Here is a 2799-nt window from a genome sequence, read left to right as displayed (position 1 = left end):
TATACTAATTTTGCAGAACTTTCTAGAAGGAGAAAAATGATGTCAACAACGGTAAAAAGATATACTGAGATTTATCAACAAATTAAGCAAGATATCGAATCAGGTATCTATAAGATCAATGAAAAATTGCCTCAGGGCAGACTTTTAGCAAAGAAATACCAAGTCAGTGAACTGACTATCACAAAAGCACTCAATGTACTTGTACGTGAAGGGTATATTGTTCGTCGGAGGGGTTCAGGGAGTTTTGTTAAAGATTTTCAAAATGGAAAACTGACAAAATTTTCACCGCTAACAGGCAGCTTTTCAGTTTATGATGGCAAAGTGGAGTCGGTAATTATTGGTTTTTCCACAGAAATTCCCGATGAAGCTCTAGCAGAAAAACTTGGTATCAGTCAAGAAATATTGGTTTACAAAATAATTCGTATGCGGAAAATTGAAGGGATTCCTTCAATCATTGAGTACACTTGGATGCCTACAAATGTTATTACTGGATTGACGATGAAAGAATTAGAAACCTCTATTTATAAATATATTTCAGATACTTTAAAACTGAAGGTCAAAAGTGCCCATGTGAACATTGCCGGAATCCGACCTTCTCTACTTGAAAAGAGCTACTTGAATCTGACTGACAATGATTTCTTGATGAGTGTGGAGCAGGTGGCTTATTTAGATGATGGACGGATCTTCGAATTTTCGATTGCTAATCATATTCCCAGCGAGTTTAATTTTGAAACAGTTCTTATCGCTGATTGATTCTATTAATTGTTTTTCCCTGCTAAGGGTGTAGGTCGAGAAATCGGCGAGAGAGTTCAAATCTCTCCTTCTCCGTAAAATAGTAATAGACTGATGATGCCTCTAAAATGAGAAGCACCATCAGTCTTTTTTTTTTGCATATTTTGAAGATGTTTTTAATTCTTAAACATAGTGTGAGTTGGGTACATTTGCGCCTTATCATGTTTGTCTATCAAACTAGCTTGGTCTTATGACCACAGACAAAGAATATTACATACTATCAATCAGCTCCTGCAAAATATTAATCCAACTTTTTAGAATCTCAGTATCCTTGTTTAACTGAACAATGTCTTTTTCATAACTTTGGAGTAAATTGATTTGGTGCTCATAGTACCGCTGCCATCTCATGAACAATTTTTTACTGCTGAGAAATGCGCCCCATTTTTGATTATCAATTTGTTTTTGTAAGTCTTTTAGTTGATTATTGAAACTATCCGCAGGCATTCCCATATGTTTTTTGAAGTCAGAGAGAATAAATTGCCTTTGGAATAACTTCTTCTTTTTCCAACTCTGAGATTGCTCAAAAAAAATCTTTGAAATACTCGCAAACAAGGAAGATAGCTTATCGTAGTCCACTAGTTCCGGCATCACTTCTGACTGTTCCTTCTCTCTATCAATCATCCCGCTGTCTATCAACACCTGAGAGGAGATGATTTCTTTTCCATCGTACTGTTTTGCATTTACTACTGAAAGAGCATAGCCTGTTCCCGCAACCTCAGCATCTACAATGTGTTCCTCATAGGAAGCAAAAAAATCATCCGATGTAATGCCCATAGAAGCGGCAACAGTTTCTACCGCCTTGATGGCCGTAGCTGTTTTTACAAATCCAGGCACTATTGAATATGTAATTAATCCCGTTCCGGCATTTTCTTCTGAAAGTGTATTACAAAGCTCCACTTGAGTGGACTTGAAAATCTCATACGCTGACATATGCGGATTCGGTGTGGACGGCACAAAGACAATAATACCGCCATTCTTTCTCATGGAAGAAATGAACTTCTGTGAGAAAAGCACAGGCGCTCTTAGGTTTACTGAGTAGCTCAAATCCCAATCAGCAATTGGAACCGCCTCTACAGCACCCATTGGAACAACCGCGGCGTTGTTTATCAAAACATCGAGATGTGTGTATTTTTCTAGTACAGATGTACACAGTTCATCAATTTGCTCTTCATCAGAAATGTCGATGGGATAAAAGACAACTTCTCCACTATGGTGTTCTCCGTTTATTTTTTCTTGTGCTCGTTGCCCTTTATCAGCGTCTATATCTGCGATTATGACAGTGGCTCCCATGTAGGCAAATGCGCGAGAAGCTTCAAAACCGATCCCACCACCACCACCTGTTATCAGTACTGTTTTATTTAGAAGTGCGCTTTTACTATAATTGCAGGCTTCAAGAATCATTTCATTCCCTCCAATCTGAATACTTTATGCTTTTAATATATCAACAAACCAATCAGTTTCCGGATAAGGCACGTCAGGATTGAGTGCTAGCATTTCTATATAAGCTTGTACAGAAAGCCAATATGCCATAGCCAAAGCCACAGAATTACCTTTACGGATACTCCCGTCACGCTGCCCTTCTTCAATTAAGGTGATTGATGTAGTAATCACATCATTTAGTTTTAGCTTTTCTTTTATCTCGTTTGGTAGAGATTCATTTCGTTCTGCTTTGTTAACTAATACGAACAATTCTGCTACGAAGCTGTCAGCTTTAATCATTTCAAAAAGATGATTCGTTGATTTTCTAAAATAATCAAGAGAGTTGTCATATTCAGGAAAGTATTGTCCTGTTCGACCAGATAATGCAAGAGTAACTAACTCTTCGTGTAAAGTTTCTATCGAATCGAAATAGTGGTATAGCAAACCAACGCTCATTCCTGCCATCTCCGCTATGTCACTTATTTTTGTTCCTTCATAACCTTTACGGATAAAAAGGCTTAATCCAGCTTTTAATATCGCTTGACGTCGCTTCTCTTTTTGGTCTGCTCTTTTAGTCATGTTATATAC

At 37.6% G+C, this 2799-nt stretch carries 3 protein-coding genes; 1 reads left to right on the top strand and 2 read right to left on the bottom strand.

The genetic code is table 11. The features are described 5' to 3' along the window. The first annotated feature begins 39 nt into the window (after positions 1 to 39). A complete protein-coding gene (locus A5875_RS00870) occupies positions 40 to 753 on the top strand; it encodes a GntR family transcriptional regulator (RefSeq protein WP_088931861.1) in 714 nt (237 codons plus the stop codon). A gap of 249 nt (positions 754 to 1002) precedes the next feature. On the opposite strand, the gene A5875_RS00865 is transcribed toward A5875_RS00870, so the two are convergent. Continuing rightward, a complete protein-coding gene (locus tag A5875_RS00865; protein ID WP_088931860.1) occupies positions 1003 to 2193 on the bottom strand; it encodes an SDR family NAD(P)-dependent oxidoreductase in 1191 nt (396 codons plus the stop codon). 24 nt (positions 2194 to 2217) lie between these two features. Beyond that, the coding region (locus A5875_RS00860; RefSeq protein ID WP_217809336.1) for a TetR/AcrR family transcriptional regulator at positions 2218 to 2799 on the bottom strand (582 nt) is incomplete at its 5' end.

It is taken from the genome of Enterococcus sp. 3H8_DIV0648, assembly GCF_002140655.1.
GTDB classification, from domain to species: Bacteria; Bacillota; Bacilli; order Lactobacillales; family Enterococcaceae; genus Enterococcus_A; species Enterococcus_A hulanensis.
This window is presented reverse-complemented; position numbering and strand designations above follow the sequence as displayed.

Excerpts from the sequence above, each read along its gene's own strand:
- A5875_RS00870 (WP_088931861.1), top strand. The coding sequence starts at position 40 with ATGTCAACAACGGTAAAAAGATATACTGAGATTTATCAACAAATTAAG.
- A5875_RS00865 (WP_088931860.1), bottom strand. The coding sequence starts at position 2,193 with ATGATTCTTGAAGCCTGCAATTATAGTAAAAGCGCACTTCTAAATAAA.